At 42.9% G+C, this 20,317-nt stretch carries 13 protein-coding genes; 5 read left to right on the top strand and 8 right to left on the bottom strand.

Annotation, left to right across the window (positions count from 1 at the left end; genetic code table 11):
• Positions 1 to 5 precede the first annotated feature (5 nt).
• From ABDD95_RS05625 to ABDD95_RS05605, 5 genes are all read right to left on the bottom strand, one after another.
• Positions 6 to 2,384 (bottom strand): ribonucleoside-diphosphate reductase subunit alpha, encoded by a 2,379-nt coding sequence (locus ABDD95_RS05625; RefSeq protein WP_345950923.1) that lies wholly within the window; start codon positions 2,382 to 2,384, stop codon positions 6 to 8.
• Positions 2,385 to 2,514: 130 nt separating this feature from the next.
• Positions 2,515 to 3,489 carry a ribonucleoside-diphosphate reductase small subunit gene (locus ABDD95_RS05620; RefSeq protein ID WP_345950922.1) on the bottom strand — a complete coding sequence of 325 codons (975 nt, stop codon included), beginning with the start codon at positions 3,487 to 3,489 and terminating at the stop codon, positions 2,515 to 2,517.
• A gap of 664 nt (positions 3,490 to 4,153) precedes the next feature.
• Positions 4,154 to 4,534, bottom strand: a complete 381-nt coding sequence (locus ABDD95_RS05615; protein ID WP_345950921.1) for a methionine-R-sulfoxide reductase — start codon at positions 4,532 to 4,534, stop codon at positions 4,154 to 4,156.
• Positions 4,535 to 4,679: 145 nt separating this feature from the next.
• A complete protein-coding gene (locus ABDD95_RS05610; protein WP_345950920.1) occupies positions 4,680 to 7,109 on the bottom strand; it encodes a TonB-dependent receptor family protein in 2,430 nt (809 codons plus the stop codon).
• Positions 7,110 to 7,238: 129 nt separating this feature from the next.
• The gene (locus ABDD95_RS05605; RefSeq protein WP_345950919.1) at positions 7,239 to 7,577 is read right to left on the bottom strand and encodes a hypothetical protein; all 339 of its coding nucleotides are present in this window, start codon (positions 7,575 to 7,577) and stop codon (positions 7,239 to 7,241) included.
• A 108-nt stretch (positions 7,578 to 7,685) separates the two neighbouring features.
• Between ABDD95_RS05605 and ABDD95_RS05600 the strand changes: the two genes are divergently transcribed.
• Complete coding sequence (locus ABDD95_RS05600) at positions 7,686 to 8,243, top strand: sigma-70 family RNA polymerase sigma factor (RefSeq protein ID WP_345950918.1); 558 nt, start codon at positions 7,686 to 7,688, stop codon at positions 8,241 to 8,243.
• The gene (locus ABDD95_RS05595; protein WP_345950917.1) at positions 8,240 to 8,659 is read left to right on the top strand and encodes a hypothetical protein; all 420 of its coding nucleotides are present in this window, start codon (positions 8,240 to 8,242) and stop codon (positions 8,657 to 8,659) included. Before ABDD95_RS05600 ends, ABDD95_RS05595 begins: the two co-directional genes overlap by 4 nt.
• Positions 8,660 to 8,830: 171 nt before the next feature.
• On the opposite strand, the gene sucD is transcribed toward ABDD95_RS05595, so the two are convergent.
• Positions 8,831 to 9,709 carry a succinate--CoA ligase subunit alpha gene (gene sucD, locus ABDD95_RS05590; RefSeq protein ID WP_345950916.1) on the bottom strand — a complete coding sequence of 293 codons (879 nt, stop codon included), beginning with the start codon at positions 9,707 to 9,709 and terminating at the stop codon, positions 8,831 to 8,833.
• 233 nt (positions 9,710 to 9,942) lie between these two features.
• Complete coding sequence (gene dctA, locus ABDD95_RS05585) at positions 9,943 to 11,196, bottom strand: C4-dicarboxylate transporter DctA (protein WP_345950915.1); 1,254 nt, start codon at positions 11,194 to 11,196, stop codon at positions 9,943 to 9,945.
• Positions 11,197 to 11,842: 646 nt separating this feature from the next.
• Between dctA and ABDD95_RS05580 the strand changes: the two genes are divergently transcribed.
• Both ABDD95_RS05580 and ABDD95_RS05575 read left to right on the top strand, forming a co-directional pair.
• Positions 11,843 to 14,803, top strand: a complete 2,961-nt coding sequence (locus ABDD95_RS05580) for a class I tRNA ligase family protein (RefSeq protein WP_345950914.1) — start codon at positions 11,843 to 11,845, stop codon at positions 14,801 to 14,803.
• A gap of 358 nt (positions 14,804 to 15,161) precedes the next feature.
• Complete coding sequence (locus ABDD95_RS05575; RefSeq protein WP_345950913.1) at positions 15,162 to 17,723, top strand: TonB-dependent receptor; 2,562 nt, start codon at positions 15,162 to 15,164, stop codon at positions 17,721 to 17,723.
• Positions 17,724 to 17,858: 135 nt separating this feature from the next.
• Here the strand turns inward: ABDD95_RS05575 and ABDD95_RS05570 are convergent, their stop codons facing one another.
• A complete protein-coding gene (locus ABDD95_RS05570) occupies positions 17,859 to 19,676 on the bottom strand; it encodes a DNA mismatch repair protein MutS (RefSeq protein ID WP_345950912.1) in 1,818 nt (605 codons plus the stop codon).
• Positions 19,677 to 19,744: 68 nt separating this feature from the next.
• On the opposite strand from ABDD95_RS05570, the gene rlmH reads away from it, so the two are divergent.
• Positions 19,745 to 20,218: a 23S rRNA (pseudouridine(1915)-N(3))-methyltransferase RlmH gene (rlmH, locus tag ABDD95_RS05565; protein ID WP_345950911.1), complete on the top strand. Its 474-nt coding sequence runs from the start codon at positions 19,745 to 19,747 to the stop codon at positions 20,216 to 20,218.
• Positions 20,219 to 20,317 lie beyond the last annotated feature (99 nt).

Raw genomic sequence — 20,317 nt, 5'->3', positions numbered from 1 at the left:
TATGCTTATGCAGAGCAGGTTACGCAGCCTTCTTCCATTGAGCAGGTTGGGCCGGCCGGCACATCATCTGCAACGGTGGCAACCTGGGCCGGAATAACCGGATCCATGTTTTTGCCGCCTTGGTTTTCTACTGTAAACTTAACTGCTTGCGATGCTGCCTGTGTACGCAGGTAATACATACCAGTTTTCAAACCTTTTTTCCAGGCATAGAAGTGCATCGATGTTAACTTAGATGCATTTGGTGCATTGATAAACAAGTTAAGCGATTGCGACTGGCAAATATAAGCGCCACGGTCGGCAGCCATATCAATGATGTTACGCATTTTGATCTCCCAAACTGTTTTGTACAGTTCTTTCAAGTCGGCCGGAATTTCGGCAATGCCCTGTATTGATCCGTTTGCAGTAATAATCTGATCTTTAATGTTACCGTTCCAAAGGTTGCGGTCAACCAGGTCACGTAACAGGTGCTTGTTCACAATTACAAACTCACCGCTTAATACACGGCGGGTGTAAATATTTGAGGTGTAAGGCTCAAAGCACTCGTTGTTACCCAAAATTTGCGATGTTGATGCTGTAGGCATTGGCGCTACCAACAGGGAATTACGCACGCCATGGTTCATTACATCCAAGCGTAGGTTTTCCCAATCCCAGCGGCTGCTGGCAGGTTTAACACCCCACAGGTCAAACTGAAACTTACCTTCAGAAAGTGGCGAGCCTTTAAATGTTTCGTAAGCACCATCTTTAATAGCCAGGTCTTTTGAAGCCGTCATGGCTGCAAAGTAGATGGTTTCAAAAATCTCTTTGTTCAGTTGCTTGGCCTCGTCACTTTCAAATGGCATACGCAGGCAAATGAACGTATCTGCCAAACCTTGTACGCCTAAACCAATCGGACGGTGACGCAGGTTAGAATACTCGGCCTCTTTAACCGGGTAGTAGTTATGGTCAATGATCTTATTCAGGTTTAAAGTAGCCTGATAAGTAACCTCATATAATTTTTCATGATCAAACTTACCGTTTATTACGTAGCGCGGTAATGCCAGCGACGCCAGGTTACAAACAGCTACCTCATCAGCAGAGGTATACTCCATAATTTCGGTACATAAGTTTGAACTTTTAATGGTACCCAAATTTTGCTGATTTGATTTGCTGTTAGCCGCATCTTTATATAAAAGGTAAGGCGTACCGGTTTCAACTTGTGAATCCAATATAGCATACCAAAGTTCTTGTGCTTTTACTTTTTTGCGTGCACGGCCTTCATTTTCGTATTTAGTATACAAAGCTTCGAACTCTGCACCAAAACACTCGGCCAGGCCTGGTGCTTCATGCGGGCAGAATAAGCTCCAATCTTCGTTAGCTTCTACACGTTTCATGAACAAGTCGCAAATCCACAGGGCGTAGAATAGATCGCGTGCGCGCATTTCTTCTTTACCGTGGTTCTTGCGCAGGTCAAGAAATTCGAAAACATCAGCATGCCATGGTTCCAGGTAAATAGCGAAAGCTCCTTTACGCTTGCCACCACCCTGGTCAACGTAACGGGCAGTATCATTAAACACACGCAGCATTGGGATAATACCGTTGCTGGTACCGTTAGTGCCGCTGATGTAAGAACCGGTTGCACGTACATTGTGAATGCTTAAACCAATACCGCCGGCACTTTGTGAGATTTGTGCAGTTTGTTTAAGCGTATCGTAAATACCTTCAATGCTATCATCTTTCATGGTTAATAAAAAGCATGATGACATTTGAGGTTTTGGCGTACCTGCATTAAACAAGGTTGGTGTAGCATGCGTAAACCAACGCTCACTCATCAGGTTGTATGTTTTGATAGCGCTATCAATATCCTCTTTGTGGATACCTACCGATACACGCATGAACAAATGCTGCGGACGCTCGGCAATGCGGCCGTCTAACTTTAACAGGTATGATTTCTCAAGGGTTTTAAAACCAAAATAGTCAAAACCAAAGTCGCGATCATAAATAATGCTGCTGTCTAATACATCGGCATTGGCTTCAATTACATCCCAAACATCATCGGCTATTAAAGATGCGTTTCTGCCGGTTTTAGGATCTTTGTAATTATAAAGCTTACGCATAGTTTCACTGAACGACTTAACCGTGTTTTTATGCAGGTTTGATACTGCTATACGCGAAGCTAGCAAAGCATAATCGGGATGCTTAGTGGTTAGTGATGCAGCAGTTTCTGCAGCCAGGTTATCCAGTTCGGAAGTGGTTACTCCGTCGTATAAACCTTCAATTACCTTGCGGGCCACATCTACCGGGTCAACCAGGTGCGGGTTTAGGCCGTAGCATAATTTTTCAATACGCGCGGTAATTTTATCAAATTTTACCGACTCCGTTCTTCCGTCTCTTTTAATTACAAACATGGCGATGTTTTATTATTTAGTAGCTAATATTAAGTATGGACACGTTTACTAGCTGCTTATGTTGAATATTGTTAATTACTTATGATGTTGTTAATCGTGATAATCGATGACAGGTACTTGAGAACGCTTCTTAGAAATCCTCATCCAATGAAAATGCCTGACCTGAAGGTTGCGCGTTAAGTACACCGCTCTTTTGATAATCGCCAACGCGTTTTTCAAAGAAGTTGGTTTTGCCTTGCAGTGATATCATTTCCATAAAATCGAACGGATTGGTAGCGTTGTACACTTTATCATATCCTAATTCCTGTAACCAGCGGTCTGCCACAAACTCAATGTATTGGCTCATCAAGTCGGCATTCATACCAATTAATCTAACTGGCAGCGCATCAGTAATAAATTCCTTTTCAATTTCTACAGCTTCAGTAATGATTCCGGTAGCTTCTTCTTTGCTCAATTTATTCTCTAACATTGAGTACAACAAACAGGCAAATTCGCAATGCATACCTTCATCGCGAGAGATCAATTCATTACTGAAGGTTAAGCCCGGCATTAAGCCACGTTTTTTTAACCAAAAGATAGAGCAGAAACTTCCGGAAAAAAAGATGCCTTCTACGGCAGCAAAAGCAACCAGGCGTTGAGCAAAGGTTCCGTTATTGATCCATTTTAAAGCCCATTGCGCTTTTTTACCCACGCAAGGCACGGTGTCAATAGCATGAAATAAACGATCTTTCTCTACCGGGTCTTTAACATACGTATCAATCAGTAAGGCGTAGGTTTCTGAATGGATATTCTCCATCATGATCTGGAAACCGTAAAAACAACGCGCCTCTGGCACCTGTACCTCGCTCATAAAGTTTACGGCCAGGTTTTCATTCACAATACCATCGCTGGCCGCAAAAAAAGCAAGCACATGCGATACAAAGTGACGTTCGCCGTCGTTTAGACCATCCCAATGCTTCTGATCGTCTGATAGATCAATTTCTTCTGCTGTCCAAAAGCTGGCTTCATGCTTTTTGTACATCTCCCAAATTGCCGGGTAGTTGATCGGCAGGATAACAAAACGGTCTTTGTTCTCTTTTAATAATACTTCGTTTTCCTGGCTCATATTCTTCCTTTTAATATCTTATTTCTCTCTCAAATACCGACAGCCAACCCAGCCGCCCAACTGTTAATCAGGTTATTGTGTTTGCTGTATAGTGGTGGTTTTTAGTTACTTCACCTGCACATTTCGGGGCCAGCAGACTTAGATTGCCTAACTACCCTTGCTTTACCGGAGACAGCCGATAACTGTGATGAATTCTGTGAAGAACTCATGGTATCAAATGTACATACTAACTACGTTTGGATTTCATGGTGGTTTAACGTAGTTTTTCACATGCCCCAAATAGTTATCAACATCAGTGTAGGGAACTATTTTTGCCGAAAAGCTACCTACATTCAAGGGTTATGTAAATCAGCAATTTAAGGGCATAAAAGCATCAAGTACATAATTTTCCTCAACAAAAAGCTCACTTAAAATAATGTGCATAGTAGGTAAGAAGCAGTAATACATGATGCTTTACGGAATTAATAATCATTTAGTTTAATATTTTTACTCTTAAGAATTTCAAGTAAACATTTAAACCCGTGCAATTAAAACCATAGTGCAACACATACATTTGGATGACAAATGGCAACGCTTATTTACCAAAGGCAACCGGTACTCTATAACAACAAAAAGCCCTGTTAAACTATAAGCTTAACAGGGCTTTCGATATCGTAGTTAAAAATTATTTAGCCTCGTTAAGTGGTACAAACTTCATCGAGATAGAGTTGACGCAATGACGGGTATTTTTAGGGGTAAAACGCTCGCCCGTAAACACGTGGCCTAAATGCGCACCACAGTTTGAGCACAGTATTTCGGTACGGCGGCCATCAGCATCCGTCTCTTTGGTAACTGCTCCGGGTATCTCATCATCAAAACTTGGCCAGCCGCAAAATGATTCAAATTTATCCTCGCTACGGTACAAGGCCGCATCACAACGGCGGCATACATACAGGCCTTGCGCCTTATTATTTAAAAGCTCGCCGGTAAAAGGGCGCTCGGTACCTTTATGTAATATTACGTATTCTTCGGCAGGTGTTAACTCGTTATATTTTTTGTCTTCCATTTTATTTATCACGTCACCGATTGTTTTGATTGCACTAATTGAAAAGTTTTGCAGTGACTACCTAATATACTAATATTTGACTTGATTGGTTTGCAATGGTTGCTTATTGACGCGAGCCTGACCAACGTCACAGCCAACAATTTTATCAGTTCGAAACGTCGTCATTCTTTATCCCTCTTATATTCTTTTTAATGTTACTCTTTAACTCGCCAAAGTTATAATTAAGGCTTACGCTATAACTGCGAAAATAATCGCGGGTAATATTCAATTGCGTAAAGTTTGCCCCTATGGTTCTTTGCTCATTATTGCGGTATTTGGTAAATGGATTATTGATCACGGTGGCAAAGTTCAGTTTATTTCTAATCAGTTCCTTATTAACGCTAAAGCTTGTACGTAACAATCCGTTAGCTTTGGTTTGCAGGTCGGTAATGTTACGGCCAATATTTACGGCACCGGCATTTAAACGCCAGCCCCTATCCAGCTTATAACTGGTAGAAACTGTAACATTTCGAGTCAGCATTTTATTTTCGATTTCGGCATTGTCTACCACGCCCATAACGTTAAAGTAGGCCAGGTTGCCATTAGCGCTCAGGTTCCAGCGTTGTGTAAGCGGGTAACTGAGGTTAAAATCGAGATTTAAATTACTTGCCTTACCCATGTTTTGATAGGTACTACGGGTAATGCCAGTAGCCGGATCTGTTATATAAACCCTTAGATCGATATTATTTATAAAAGAATAACTCAGCCCCATGGTAACAGCTAACTTTTTAGGCAGGTTATAAGTTAACTGAAAATTATTGATTAAAACCGGTTGCAACGCGGGGTTACCGGTGCTTTCATAATTAGGGTTAGACCTGTCTACAAATGGATTAAGCCGGTTTATACCCGGACGCTTGATACGCTGGTTATAGCCAACGCTCAAGCTGCTTTTATCTGTAAAGGTTTTGTTGAACGATACCGATGGCACTACGTTTAGGTAATTGGGACTAATAACAGTACCGGATGAGATAAAATTAGCATCGATAAAGGTTTTTTCCAAACGGACTCCAGCGTTAACACTCCAGCTTTTTAAATTATATTGGTAGGAATTGTATGCGCTAAACACGTTTTGATGGTAATTAAACTGGTTCGAAAATTCTGAAAAAGGCTCAAACTTGCTGGTACCCGCATTATATAACAGGTATTGAAAATCGCTTTCACTTTTGCGCAATATACCTTTTAGCCCGGCTTCAATTACCAGCGCTTTAATGCCCTGTACATAATCAATCTGTAGGGTCTGTTCGGCGGTTTGTGTGCTATTATCCTGTTCGTAGTCGGCCTGGTTATAATTTACGGGATTCGCAATATCTATTTGCCCGTTACGAATACTTCCATAATTAGTGTAGCGGTACGAAAAGGTAAGCAACTTACTTTTATCGCTCTTAAAGCCGGCCTGATAGTTTAGCCCAACATCGAAGCCGTTATTACTGCCCGTATTATTGTTATACAGATTATAGCTTTCTAAGGTGCCTGTATTGCCGGCAAGTAAAGATTGCTGGCTATAGTCGCTATCAAAATGATAGCCATTAATACTCAGTTGTGCAGTGAGCAAATTACGCGGGTTGATCTCCAGGCTTAACTCTGTGCCCATATAACCTGTGCGGCTTTCAGGCTTACGGTTACCTGTTTGTGTTAACAAGGTAGCATTGGAGCCAAAGGTTTGCCTGCTATTTAAATTCTGTACAGCGGGCGAACGGCTATAATTAGCACCCCCGTTAAAACTAAAACCCACTTTGCCCTGCTTAATCGAAAAGCTGCTACCCAAGCCCGGCCCACCTACCGGATAATTGCCGTTGGTGTTTAATGTACCTTTGTATCCGTCACCTATCTTTTTCAGGGTAACTATGTTAATAATGCCCGCCAGCCCTTCAGCATCGTACTTGGCTGGTGGATTGGTAATAACTTCAATACGCTCAATGGTAGAAGCAGGCATACTTTGCAAAATAGCCTTTAAGTTATTCTCAATCATATTGGAGGGCTTACCATCAATAAATACCTTAAAACTGCTATTGCCCTTAAGTAAAAGATTGTCGCTGGCATCTACCGAAATAAAGGGCACTTTGCGCATCATGGTCATCAGGTTATTTCCCTTACTTTCAGGATCGGCCGTGAGGTCATATATAATGCGGCCGGCCTCCTGCTTTATTGTTGGCCTGTTACCTGCCACCACCACATCTTTCAGTTGTGTAGTCTGCCTAATTAAAGCTATTTTACCTACATTAATGTGGAGGACCGATGCCGTGTTAATAGCAACCGCTATGGTTCTGGTTTGATATCCTACCCCTACTATCACCAGTTTATAGGGTTGTGGCTCGGTTACTTCCACACTAAAAGAGCCGTCTGCGGCGGTTAATGTTGTTTTAATGTTCTTGTCGGCAGTTCTTAAATTCACCGTGATCAGGTCTGCAGGCTTGTTATTTGCGGAGTCGATTACTGTACCATATATTTTGTAAGCCGCAGCTTTTTGCGCCTGCACCGTTTGGTTTAAACATATGATAAGAACTGCCACAAGCACGGTGATAAGGTTGTTTTTCATTTCTATTAGCTTAAAATTTTGGAAGTAAAAGGCATAGCAATCCCCTTAAAGGCTAAATGCACTTTTTAATTATTGACGGTTAATAAATTGGGAGCTACAGTTGGAAAAGGCTGATCCGAACCGAGAAGATTAAGCTTGCGGCTTGCGTGCTACCAGGTAGTACACAAAAAAGCCCATTGCCAGAAACACAGCTTCGGTACCATAAGGCAAGGGCGAGTTAACGGCCATTTCGTCCAATGGCACAAATGGAATGACTATAAGACCTAATCCGGCAAAAAACAACATAATAGCCCATTTAAGAGCCGCTCCTTTATAGTCACTCGTTTTTTTGAAAAAGTAGGCATAGGTATCCCTACTATCTGAATTAAGGATACGCATTTTTAAAATAAAATTGAGTATTGCCATTATGATCACCACAAGCGCTAAAAAAAACGCCAGCGTAATGGTTATGCTTTCAATATATCTCATGGTTTTGTGCTTTAATTTGCCCAGTAGTCAACACTCGGCCCCAAAGGGTTGCAACAATTTATAAAAATTAATTGCAACCTTTACTGCACAACCTGTGACTACTTGTACATGTTTAATGAAAAGGAGGTCGTTTCCAGTATTTTAAAAGGCAATATGCAAGCCTTTGAACTGCTGGTGAAACAATATGAGCGACTGGTCTTTTTTGTAGTGAACCGGCTTATCAGCAACCGCGAGGACATGGAAGATATTTGCCAGGAAGTGTTCGTAAAGGTGCATAAAAGCCTGCACAACTTTGCGTTTCAATCTAAACTATCAACCTGGATTGCCCGTATAGCCTACCTTACAGCCATTAACCACTTACGCAAAAACAAAACCGAAAGGATAACACACTACCCAGATGATATTGAGAACTTCCATTTTACCTACGATACACCAGAGCTTACCTTAACCCGTAAAAACACTGCCGAATATGTTAACCTGCTCATTGCGCAAATGCCCGTACAGTACAGAACCGTACTTACGTTATATCACTTAAACGAGTTTAGCTACCAGGAAATTGAGGAGATAACCGGCATACCCGAGAGCAATATAAAAAGCCACCTTTTCAGGGGGCGAAAATGGCTTAAGGAAAAAATACAACAAGACCTGAAAGACGAACAGTTATGAAAGAACTAAATGATGATGAACTGCAAAAGCTGCTGGACAATAGCTTAAACCAAGCAAATTTGCCTGTGGCTCAAGAACAGCAGAATGAATGGCAAGCCTATCAACTGGTATTTGAGGCCCTTAAACAAGAGCCGGTCAAAGGCTTGCCTTATCACTTTTCGGCCGGGGTAATGCGGCGGGTAAAAGCGCAAACGGAACGGGCACAAAGCCGTGGATTATATGGCTTATTGGCATTACTTGTAATGTTTAGCACCATATTGGCGTTTGTTATGCTTTACTACGCCCGTACACCCCTTGCCTCCCAACTTGCCTATGCCATAAGCCCTTACAAATGGGCTATTGTATTTGCAGCGCTGGGCTTAATAGCCGTGCAGTATTTAGATTGGAAACTGGTGAAGGAAAAGCAAGTTGGCTAAGCCAAGGTAAGTAAGGTAGTTGACTGGAAACGGCTGTTATTGAAGCAGCAAGATACTATCAGAAAGTTTATTTTAAAATTCAGCGCAAACAAAAAATCCCGGCCATAGTTGACCGGGATCTCTATATATTTCAAGCCATACCTGGCTTTTGTATTTAGCTTGCAGTTTCAGTTACGCTAACTTAGCCAATTCTTCTGCCATGGCAGCGCCAATTTCGGCTGGCGATTCTACCACGCGGATACCGCACTCGGCCATAATTTTCATTTTGGCTGCAGCTGTATCATCAGCACCACCCACAATAGCACCAGCATGACCCATTCTGCGGCCCGGAGGCGCGGTTTGGCCAGCAATAAAGCCTACTACGGGTTTAGTACCATGTTCTTTAATCCAACGGGCAGCATCAGCTTCCATACCGCCACCAATTTCACCAATCATGATGATACCGTGTGTTTCCGGATCGTTCATTAGCAATTCCACCGCTTCTTTGGTTGGAGTACCTATGATAGGGTCGCCACCAATACCAATAGCTGTAGTAATGCCTAAACCGGCTTTTACTACCTGGTCTACCGCTTCGTAAGTTAAAGTTCCTGATTTTGATACCACACCCACATTACCTTTTTTAAAGATAAAACCGGGCATGATGCCAATCTTAGCCTCATCGGCAGTAATAATACCAGGGCAGTTAGGGCCAATTAAACGAGTGTCTTTGTCGGTTAAATACTCTTTAACCTGTATCATATCCTTGGTTGGTATACCTTCAGTAATACAAACAATTACCTTAATACCAGCTTCGGCAGCTTCCATAATGGCGTCTGCTGCAAACGCGGGCGGTACAAAAATGATAGATACATCGGCGCCGGTTTGGTCAACCGCATCCTTAACGGTATTAAACACCGGGCGTTCCAGGTGCTGCTGACCGCCTTTACCGGGGGTAACACCACCTACTACCTGGGTTCCGTACTCAATCATTTGCGATGCATGATAAGTACCTTCGTTGCCGGTAAAACCCTGTACAATTACTTTGGAGTCTTTATTTACGAGAACACTCATGGTTTTAGTTTTTGTACGGCAAAGCTATAAAAAAAGAAATAAGGCACAAGTGAATGTAATGAAGAATTTGGAGCGGGGTTTAGGTTACGAAGCAGCTAAAGTGGCAGTTTTGCACCAAGTACAGGTTTCAGACACCAAGTACAGGCTATACATACGAAGGGCCGATCATCACAGAACGAGAAGAAATGTGTGTCCGTATACCTTGCCTTGTTGCCTACTACTCACGAAGATATTTAAGAGGAGCTATTGGCTGTGGCTGCCTCGTATTTACTGCGGTCAAATGCCTTCTCACTGATGGCTATCACCATAGTAGCTACGCCGTTGCCAATTACGTTGGTAATAGCCCGCGCTTCAGACATAAAACGATCTACGCCCAGCAGCAGTGCCACGCCTTCTACCGGGATAATCTTTATGGCGGCGAGTGTAGACGTTAGCACGATAAAGCCGCTGCCGGTTACGCCCGCTGCACCTTTTGACGTTACCATGAGTATACCTATAATGGTAAGCTCCTGCCCTATGGTTAGCGGCACATGAAAAACCTGCGCCAGGAATATGGTAGCCATAGATAGGTAAATGGTGGTACCGTCCAGGTTAAAGGAATAACCCGTAGGGATAACCAGTCCTACCACCGAGCGGGCGCAACCCAGCTTTTCCAACTTCTCCATCATGAGCGGCAATGCTGGTTCAGAGGATGATGTTCCGAGCACAATCAATATTTCTTCACGAATGTAACGGAGATATTTAAACAAGCTGAATTTAAAAAAATAACAAATGGCATTCAGCACTATAAAAATAAACAGCGCCATGGTAAGGTAAACCGATCCCATGAGCATAGCCAGGGGTTTTAATGTTTTTATACCATATGTGCTTACGGTATAGGCCATGCCGCCAAAAGCTCCAAGCGGTGCGGCCCTCATCACAATATGCATCATGTTAAAAAACACTTTGGCAATTTTATCAAAACTTTGCAGCAAGGTTTGGCCGGTTCCGCCCATGCGGCTTAGCCCGAAGCCAAACAAAACAGCTATAAAAAGCACTTGTAAAATGTCGCCCTCAGCAAAGGCACCTATAAAATTACTGGGTATAATGTGTGTAAAAAAGTCGCCCCAATTCATCTCGCCGGCTTGCTTCTGATATTGAGCTACCTTACTTAGGTCGGTCGGGAGTTGCATATTTAGGCCGGCACCTGGTTTAATTAAATTAGCAACCGTTACACCTATAACAAGGGCAAAAGTAGTTACCAGCTCAAAATACAGCAAAGCCTTGCCGCCCACTCTGCCCACCTTTTTCATATCGTTCATACCGGCAATACCTAGCACTATAGTAAAAAATATGATGGGGGCTATCAGCATGCTAATTACGCTGATAAACATTTTACTGATACGCTGTGCTGCGGGGGCAAACTCAGGCAGATACAATCCTACCAGCACGCCCAGCAAAATGGCAGCAATAACCTGAAAAGTAAGATTAGAGAGTAAACGTTTCATAAAACGGGCGTGACATTAGGCAACAAGTATAAATATAATTGTTGCTTAAAGTAAATCTTAACGCCGTTTTAGAGATGTAACTTTTATAGATTAATCAGCATACTGAGGCTTACGAACATAGTAGCGTTCTAAGCAGTGTTCACAAAAATAACGTTTCATGGTTAGCCAAAAGAGCAAGATTTTTACCACGCGGCTGCGCTTTACACGATATTTAAACTCGTGCCCGCAAACGGGACAAAGAGGTAGCCGGCCATTTTTACCCGGTCTTTTTCTGGCGGATAGTAGATCCATTTAAGTAATTAGCAGGTTCAGGATTACAATAATAAAAATTATTTTCGCATGAAGCAAACTTTTGATTTTCTGTTAGTTATCAGTACATACACATTCGGACTAAAATAGTTCGCCAGATAGCAAATTTGCGGTGGACTGCAGTTACGCCGAATTATTTTATTTACCCTGTTCAGCTAATACATCAGGCCGCACAAACCAATTAGTACCGGGTTAATAATCTCATGCAGATAGCTTTCGTTATATAGATAGCAGAAAGTAAAACAGGCAGTTTATCTGCTGAATTTACTTATACGCTTAAAAAGTAGCTTCTGATTTTTTTCGTAGTTTCGCGCATTATTTGTTGAGACCCTGCGAAATGGATTATCAGTTTAAAGACATCGAAAATAAGTGGCAGCAATTTTGGGCAAGCCATCACACCTATAAAGCCGATAACCAATCGGCCAAGCCAAAGTATTATGTGCTCGATATGTTTCCGTATCCTTCGGGAGCCGGTTTACACGTAGGTCACCCGCTTGGTTATATTGCTTCAGATATTTTTTCGCGCTATAAACGCCTGCGGGGTTTTAATGTGCTGCACCCTATGGGCTACGATTCGTTTGGTTTACCGGCCGAACAGTACGCCATACAAACCGGTCAGCACCCAGCTCTTACAACGGAGCAAAACATTGCCACTTACCGCCGTCAGCTGGATCAGCTTGGCTTTTCGTTCGACTGGAGCCGCGAGGTGCGCACTAGTTCGCCCGATTATTATAGATGGACGCAGTGGATCTTCATGCAGCTATTTAACTCATGGTACAACAAAGCCGATGAGAAAGCAGAAGCTATTGAAAAGCTAACTGCTCATTTTGCCACCAACGGCTCTGCCGGCATCAATGCCGTTTGCGATGATGAGGTATTAACCTTTACCGCTGCCGAATGGAACGCCATGAGCGAAGAAGAGCAACAAACAGAACTGTTAAAATACCGCCTAACCTACCTGCGCGAAAGCACCGTTAACTGGTGCCCAGCACTGGGTACGGTGTTGGCTAACGATGAGGTAAAAGACGGCTTTTCAGAACGTGGCGGCTACCCTGTTGAGCAAAAGAAAATGATGCAGTGGAGCATGCGCATTACCGCTTACGCCGAGCGCCTGCTGCAGGGACTGGACACCATTGACTGGCCCGAGCCTCTGAAAGAAATGCAGCGCAACTGGATAGGCAAAAGCGTTGGCGCGAGTGTGCGTTTTCCGTTAGCAGTTAACAGCGGTCAGTTATCTGACAGCTCACAACAGAGAACAGACAACTACATAGAGGTTTTCACCACCCGCGTCGACACCATTTTTGGTGTTACGTTTGTAGTACTAGCACCCGAGCATGAACTGGTGCCAAGCTTAACCACGCCTGAGCAAAAAGAAACAGTGGAAGCTTATATTGCTCAAACCAAAAAGAAATCAGAACTGGACCGCATGGCCGATACTAAAACCGTGTCGGGCGCTTTTACAGGCAGCTATGTACTTAACCCGCTAAACGGCGAAAAAATACAGCTTTGGATTGCAGACTATGTATTAGCTGGTTACGGAACAGGTGCAGTTATGGCCGTACCATCAGGCGATCAGCGAGATTACCTGTTTGCCAAGCATTTCAATTTGCCTATTGTACCTATCATCGATATTCAGAACATCGAAACAGAGGCCGACCCCACCAAGGACGGAAAGTATATTAATTCTGATTTCATTAACGGTTTAGGTTATAAGGAGGCTACGGCTGCAGTTGTAGCTAAACTGGAAGAAATTGGCGCTGGTAAAGCCAAGGTAAACTTCAGAATGCGTGACGCCATTTTTGGTCGTCAGCGTTATTGGGGTGAGCCGGTACCAGTTTACTTTAAAAACGGCTTGCCTTATCTGATCAATGAAAGCGAATTACCGCTTATACTGCCCGAAATAGACAAATATCTGCCAACTGAAAGCGGCGAGCCACCACTGGGCCGTGCCGACGGCTGGAAATATCAGGATGCGTACGAGTATGAGCTAAGCACTATGCCAGGTTGGGCCGGCAGCAGCTGGTATTGGTACCGCTACATGGATGCACAAAACCCCAATACTTTTGCTTCAACAGAAGCCATCAACTACTGGAAAGACGTTGACTTGTATATTGGCGGATCGGAGCATGCCACCGGGCACTTACTGTACAGCCGTTTCTGGAACAAGTTTTTGAAGGATATAGGTTTAGCCGTTGAGGAAGAGCCGTTCAAAAAGCTTATTAACCAGGGCATGATACAAGGTCGTTCGAGCTTTACTTATAGGCTGAACCCCTTGTTGTTAAATACCGATGAGAACTTTGCAAAACCCGAAGTTTATGTATCTAAAGGTATTTATGAGCTTTATAAAGAGGGCGACTTTGATACTATTGAGCAAATTGCACTTTTTTACAAAGACCTGCTTCCCGAAGGTGCAGAGCTTGGCGAAATGGAATTCAGCAAGCTGCATGTGGACGTAAACATTGTAAGCAATGATGCACTTGACGTAGCTGCTTTCCTTAAATGGCGGCCGGATAACGCCGGTGCTATCGTGATTTTAGAAGATGGCAGCGTTAGTTATCCTAATGATGATACACAGTACGAGAGCAAGTTTATTTGCGATGTAGAGGTTGAGAAAATGTCGAAATCAAAGTTCAACGTGGTAAATCCCGATGATTTGATTGAGCGTTACGGCGCCGATACACTGCGCATGTACGAGATGTTCTTAGGTCCGCTGGAGCAAAGTAAACCCTGGAACACCAACGGTATTGAGGGTGTCTTTAAATTTCTGCGCAAATTTTGGCGTTTGTTCCACAATGAGCAGTGGGATTTTAAGGTGTCTAATGAAGCGCCAACTAAAGCGGAGCAGAAAGCACTGCACAAAATAATCCGTAAGGTTGAAGAAGACGTGGAGCGTTTTTCGTTCAATACCTCAGTTTCCAGCTTTATGATTGCGGTAAATGAATTGACCGATTTGAAATGTAATAAACGCAGCATATTGCAGGATATGGTCATCATCCTCTCCCCTTATGCTCCGCATATTTGTGAAGAACTTTGGACCTTGCTGGGCAACGAAGCCGGCACCTTATCCTACGCTGCTTACCCGGTATTTAACGCTGCTTATCTGGTAGAAGATGAGTTTGCTTATCCTATATCGGTAAATGGTAAAACCCGTCTAAATATAAACATGCCGTTAACTATGGAGCCAAAAGAAGTAGAAGCGCTTGTACTGGCCCATGCCGATGTACAAAAATACCTTGAAGGTAAGACACCGAAGAAGGTAATTGTAGTAAAAGGCCGTATCGTAAATATTGTGATATAAGAATTTCACTTCTCCATACTGTCATCTGAGCTGATAGCGGGAAGTCTTTTTTTAAGTGATCAGCTTACTTATTAAAAGTATCTCGCTATCTGCTCCAGATGACATTTATAAATGCATTAATATATTCTTTCGCACCATTCGCGCCGCAAAAACAACCGTTCGCCCAAAAACATACCGCTGTTTTAAATCTGCTATGCACCTTTGCTGCATGATCACCAATAACCGCACAGCAGCATACCTTTAGCTTAATCTGCAACATTTGTGATACAAAAGGTGCTTTACGCATATTTTAAAAAAAATAGGTGATAGGCTGTAACAAATCAATCCTTATCCAATCTTACTACCAAAATCATTATAAATGAAACGTTTTTTTACCCTAATTGCATTAATAGGTACCATGCTGAGTGCCAGCGCCCAAATCACGGGTCGCATCTCAGGTACGGTTATCGACTCTGTTACTAAAAAACCTTTAGATTACGCTACCATAAGCCTTTACCGCAGCGGCGGCAAGGCGGTGTTGAACGGTACCCTAACCGACGGTAAAGGCTCGTTCAGACTGGACAATATTGCGCCGGGCAAATACAAAATTGCGGTTACTTATATTGGTTACCCAACCAAAACTATCGATCCGGTTGAGACCACTCCAGGCAAACCCGATAACAACGTAGGTACCGTTATAGTTGCCCCAAGTGGCAAAACACTGGGCGCCGTTACTGTAACCGGCCAAACAGCCATCATTGAAAACAAGCTGGATAAGATTGTTTACAATGCCGAGAAAGACGTAACATCTGCTGGTGGCAACGCTACCGACGTGCTGCGTAAAGTACCGCTGGTATCGGTAGACTTAGACGGCAAACCATCTCTGCGTGGCGACCAAAATGTTCGTGTATTGATAAATGGTAAGCCATCAGGTGCCCTATCAAGCAGTTTAGCTGACGTATTGCGCACCATCCCTGCTGATCAGATCAAAAGTATTGAGGTAATCACTGCTCCATCTGCCAAGTACGATGCAGAAGGATCAGGCGGTATCATCAATATCATTACCAAAAGCAAAAACGTATCGGGCTTAAGCGGCTCAGTAAGTGGTGGAGTTGGTACTCGTCAAAACAATGGCAACGTTAATATTAACTACAAAAAGAACCGTTTTAGCTTAGGCGCTAACATAGGCAGTAACTTCGCATGGCCTCAAACTTCGTTGGTTGATTTTGAAAGTGCCCGCAGAAGCAATGATACTACAACCACAAACGTTCAGAATTCAAGCGCCAGAACTAAGCGCTTTGGAACTATTGGCTCCGTAAATGCCAGCTATGATATAAATAACTACAATAGTTTTACTACCACACTGAGAATCAATGGCGGTGGTTTTGAAACCAACGGAGGCGCTACCAACTCTTTTAGAACCACCAGAATCAATCCGGTGGGCTTTATACCACAAAACTTTGCTTATACCAGCAATAACTTTAATAAAGCCTCTTTTAGCGGTTTTGATTACAATGCCGACTACACTCACAAATTTAAAAAAGAAGGTGAAGAACTGACCATTGCCGGACAGTGGAGCCATAGTAAAATAGCATCAGATTATACCTCTGAATATTTTAACGTTCCGCCGAGGGCATTCCCTAACCAACAAGGTAGCAACAATGGCGTTAATGATGAATATACCGCTCAAGCTGATTATGCTAATCCTTTAAGTAAGGTGATTAAACTGGAAGCCGGTGGTAAAGCTATTTTAAGAAAGATAAATAGTGATTATGACGTTTACAGACAAATAAACGCACAAGGGCAGATCATTAACCAGGGACCTTATACGCTTAATGATACGGCGTCTAACAAATATGATTACAGCCAGAATGTTTATGCCGGATACACAGTTTTAAGCTTTACTTTACCTAAAAACTACTCGTTACAAACAGGTTTACGTGTTGAAAACACACAAATTGATGGTGACCCCACTAACTTAGTTCAAAGAAACCTTCAGCCGTTTTCACAAAGCTATACAACCTTTGTACCTAGCTTTATACTGTCAAAAACCGTAAAAGGCACGCAGACATACAAATTAAGTTACAACAAGCGTATTCAACGCCCAAGCTTACAGTTCTTAAATCCGTTTATCAATAAGGCTAATAACCAAAACCAATCACAAGGTAATCCGGAGTTATCACCGGAGGTTACCCAAACCATTGAATTGGGCTATACAACGTTTATTAAAACGTCTGTAATTAACTTATCAACGTATTACAAGTACACTAATAACTTGATTGAAGGCATTGTTCAAACCATTAATGACCCCGATCTGAGAAGCGAAAGCAACCCTAATGGATCAGCATCAAGAACAGTTTATCAAAACATAGGCAGCAACAAATCATTTGGTGCAAGCTTTTTTGGATCGGTTACACCGTGGAAGCCTTTAACCATCAGAGGAAGTGTTAATGGTTATACTTATCGGCCAACCGTTAATTCTGCCAATCAAAATCAGCAAACTGCAACCGGCACTACTTATTTTCAATACAACGCGTTCCTGAGTGCTTCGGCAACTATAAAAGGCGGCTGGACAACTGAATTCTTTGGTGTATTTAACTCACCACGCCGTACCATACAAGGCGAAAACCCAGCCTTTAACTTATTTGGCTTTGGTGTGAAGAAAGAAATTATCGCTAAAAAATTCACCTTAGGATTGAACGCATTGTCACCGTTCCAGAAATACTTAAAGCTGGATCAGTCGATCAATACACCTAACCTAAACCAAACTCAGAAAATCAGATATCCTTTGCAATCATTCGGTATCTCGTTTACTTACAACTTTGGTAGTGTTACTTACGGTCAGCAAACCAAGAAAAAAGGTGTAAACAACGACGACTTACTGCAAGGCGGCGACCAGGGCGGTGCCCCAGGTGGCCAAGGCGGTGCACCTCGTCAATAAGCAAATACAACAGAGCCACGAAACAAGACGGCTTTTAAAGAAAACGCCATTCCGTAGATCCGGAATGGCGTTTTCTTTTTAGTCCTTATAGTGTTATGCCGAACTTGTTTCGCTACGGGAAGATTAACTATGCTGTTACTCAGCCTGCGTTTTAATGCCTATTCTTTCCAGCAGCAGCGATGCATTAAAGGTTTTGCACTCCCCGGGCTTAAGTTTGTAGTCGAACAACATTTCGCCATCCTGTACTTGTATGTCGAAGTAAAAGTTACGTATGTAGTCAGAGTATTGCTTCTCGAGCTCGGCCAGCTGCAAATCATGCGTGGCCACCAGGCCTACTTCGCGGCGGCTAACCAGCCGTTCTATCACCGCTTTTGAGCCGAGGTATTTATCAACTGAATTGGTCCCCCTGAGCATTTCATCAATTAAAAAGAAGATGTTTGGCTGCTCCTCTACTGCCTGCAGTAGCATTTGCAAACGATCAAGCTCTGCTTTAAATGTAGAGGTACTCTCATTAAGTGAGTCCTTAATGCGCATATAACTAAACAACTGTACTACCGAAACCTGCATAGCCTGTGCACAAGCCGGTGCACCAGCTAAAGCCAGCACGGTATTAATACCAAGCGTACGCAGAAAGGTACTTTTGCCGGCCATGTTTGAGCCTGTTATAATATCTACCGTACGAGTATTAACCAACGTATAATCATTAGCTACCGCAACTGTTCCCTTTATTAGCGGGTGGGCTATTGCTTTAGCAGTTAACGTATAATCCGCCCCTTCGGCTATCTGTGGCATACACCATTCAGGGTGGTTGATACGCAGGCCTGCAACACTCAGCAAGGCTTCAAACCCGGCAATTGCACCAAACGCTGCCTCTACATTTTCATGGTTATTGCGCTTCCAGTCTTCAATGGCTATTACATAACGCACATTCCATACCAGCACTACATTCAAAACAAAACCTACAACCAGGTTTAAACGGGCATTTAAGCTATTGATATGTGCGGAAAGTTTTGCAACAACCAAAGCGGTGCTTCTGCCGTTTGCCGGTTTTATTTCCTGTGCAAGTGCAATACTCAATTTGGCCGCCCACTGCTCCTCCTCTATGCTCTTAAAAATATCGGCATAACTTTTCAGTGTATTGCCTATTCTGCCTGCTATAAGATCGGTTTGTTGGGTTGCCTTGCTGGTTAAACCTGTGATCGCAAAATTAAGCAAACCTAAAAACGTAGCGAGATGCTTAACCGGCGCATAATAAAAGGAGGCTACGATGGCGACAATCATTATCCAAGGCGCAACTTTTACATAATAGCGCAGCCAGGCCTCGCCCGGAATGATTACCGGCTTGTTGAGGTAGCTAAACAACCTGTCCAGTTCATCGGTCTCCTGCTTATTGTTAAACAGCAGCATGGCCTGCATTTTAAGCTTCCACCCAGTTTTAGAAGCAATATCTTCAATAGCTTCCTGGCGGCTTAATATATCGGGTTTGCTGGCAGGCGCTTTAAGCCAGCGAGCAAGCAAGTTTTTGCCAGGCACTGTAGCAGCACGATTGGTAAGCTGATAAAGGGACGCCTGACCGAATATGTCAAGATCGGCGGTATAAAAGTGCTTGTCATCAGCGTAAGCCTGTCCGTTATCATATATATTGGTGTGCGCATTAACGCTCTCTATCTCGTTTTGATTAACGGCTTTAAAGCTCTCGTAATAGTTTCGTTGTTTATCAAACTGGTTTTGCTGCCCTACCAACCAGTTAAATACCGCGCCTATTGCAACGGCTCCTATGGCAAACATACCTAAAGACCCAATTTTTACCGACCAGTATACCAGCGCCAGCAGGCAGCCAAACGCTACTAAGCGCAATACAGAAAACAGGTTTACCCTTTGCTGGTAGTACTTAATTTGCTGCTCGGAAAGACTGATATTCTGCGTATAAACAGATAAGACATTTGTAGACATAGCGGCTGAAATTTGAACAAATTAAACGAAATTTTACGAGCCCGGCATTTTTAGCGTTTATTTGCAGCATGAAAATCGTTTTGCTTACCGTAGGTAAAACCGAAGATGCTTATATTAGGGAAGGGATTGATAAGTTTGTGAAAAGACTAAAGCACTATACCAAGCTGGATATGGTTGATCTGCCCGAACTCAAAAACACCAAAGCCCTAACGCAGGACCAGCAAAAAAGCAAGGAGGCCGAGCTGATATTGAAAAAAATTACAGCTACAGACCATGTGGTTTTGCTGGATGAAAAGGGCCTGGAATTTAGTTCTGTTCAGTTTGCCGATTACCTGGATAAAAAAGCGATAACCTCAGTGCAGAACATCGTGTTTATTATAGGTGGTCCGTATGGTTTTGATACCAGCGTATATCAACGAGCCAATGCACAACTGGCCTTATCGCGCATGACGTTTTCGCACCAAATGGTACGCCTGTTTTTTGTGGAACAGCTTTACAGGGCATACACCATCATTAAAGGGGAGCCTTATCATCATCAATAGTGTGCGCTGTTATTTACAACTACCAAACAATCCTCGAATAATCCAATTACATAAGTAATATAGCTTGTTATATTTGAGTTAAATACAATATAGAGCAGT

The organism is Mucilaginibacter sp. PAMB04274 (assembly GCF_039634385.2).
Lineage (GTDB): Bacteria > Bacteroidota > Bacteroidia > Sphingobacteriales > Sphingobacteriaceae > Mucilaginibacter.
This window is presented reverse-complemented; position numbering and strand designations above follow the sequence as displayed.

Bases quoted from the DNA above. Each gene is read 5' to 3' on its own strand.
- ABDD95_RS05625 (WP_345950923.1), bottom strand. From the start codon at position 2,384: ATGTTTGTAATTAAAAGAGACGGAAGAACGGAGTCGGTAAAATTTGAT.
- ABDD95_RS05620 (WP_345950922.1), bottom strand. From the start codon at position 3,489: ATGAGCCAGGAAAACGAAGTATTATTAAAAGAGAACAAAGACCGTTTT.
- ABDD95_RS05615 (WP_345950921.1), bottom strand. From the start codon at position 4,534: ATGGAAGACAAAAAATATAACGAGTTAACACCTGCCGAAGAATACGTA.
- ABDD95_RS05610 (WP_345950920.1), bottom strand. From the start codon at position 7,109: ATGAAAAACAACCTTATCACCGTGCTTGTGGCAGTTCTTATCATATGT.
- ABDD95_RS05605 (WP_345950919.1), bottom strand. From the start codon at position 7,577: ATGAGATATATTGAAAGCATAACCATTACGCTGGCGTTTTTTTTAGCG.
- ABDD95_RS05600 (WP_345950918.1), top strand. From the start codon at position 7,686: ATGTTTAATGAAAAGGAGGTCGTTTCCAGTATTTTAAAAGGCAATATG.
- ABDD95_RS05595 (WP_345950917.1), top strand. From the start codon at position 8,240: ATGAAAGAACTAAATGATGATGAACTGCAAAAGCTGCTGGACAATAGC.
- sucD (WP_345950916.1), bottom strand. From the start codon at position 9,709: ATGAGTGTTCTCGTAAATAAAGACTCCAAAGTAATTGTACAGGGTTTT.
- dctA (WP_345950915.1), bottom strand. From the start codon at position 11,196: ATGAAACGTTTACTCTCTAATCTTACTTTTCAGGTTATTGCTGCCATT.
- ABDD95_RS05580 (WP_345950914.1), top strand. From the start codon at position 11,843: ATGGATTATCAGTTTAAAGACATCGAAAATAAGTGGCAGCAATTTTGG.
- ABDD95_RS05575 (WP_345950913.1), top strand. From the start codon at position 15,162: ATGAAACGTTTTTTTACCCTAATTGCATTAATAGGTACCATGCTGAGT.
- ABDD95_RS05570 (WP_345950912.1), bottom strand. From the start codon at position 19,676: ATGTCTACAAATGTCTTATCTGTTTATACGCAGAATATCAGTCTTTCC.
- rlmH (WP_345950911.1), top strand. From the start codon at position 19,745: ATGAAAATCGTTTTGCTTACCGTAGGTAAAACCGAAGATGCTTATATT.